Below are 452 nucleotides of genomic sequence, written 5' to 3' on the forward strand. Positions count from 1 at the left end.
GCCTATATCGATTCGATTTTGAAAGTCGCCGACTATGGCTTGGCACTTCCTGAGTTTGCCCTCATTCCTGACACAGGCGAAATCAGCGCAGGTATCGAGAAATTCAAATCATATCTCGAGATGGAACAGCGGCAGGTCAAACTGGCTGAACAAATCCGCACCAAATACAAAGCCTGGATTGACGCCAGCGGCCAAAACGTAGCGGCACCAGCGGGCATCGTGCAGGCTGAAAAAACCGAGTGGCAGCGCATTCAACAAGAGCGCATGAAGCTTCGCGATGATGCAGAAGCCGCTGTAGCCGCAGCCCTACCACTGCGCCATCTGTTGTGGGAGCCAGAGCAATTTCAGCCGAAACCGGAAGAGCGCCTGGTCAAGGCTGGCTTTCCGTTGCGCGAAGTGGCGCTTTTCAATAGCCCCAACAGTCCGGTCAAGCATTTGAGTCTGCTTAATCT

The 452-nt window shown here is 53.5% G+C and carries 1 pseudogene; it reads left to right on the forward strand.

Going from position 1 to position 452, the window contains the following annotated elements:
• Positions 1-452 (forward strand): annotated as a pseudogene (locus J5M56_RS25305) (hypothetical protein); the annotation flags it as partial.

It is taken from the genome of Pseudomonas sp. 51_B, assembly GCF_017491595.1.
GTDB lineage: Bacteria > Pseudomonadota > Gammaproteobacteria > Pseudomonadales > Pseudomonadaceae > Aquipseudomonas > Aquipseudomonas promysalinigenes.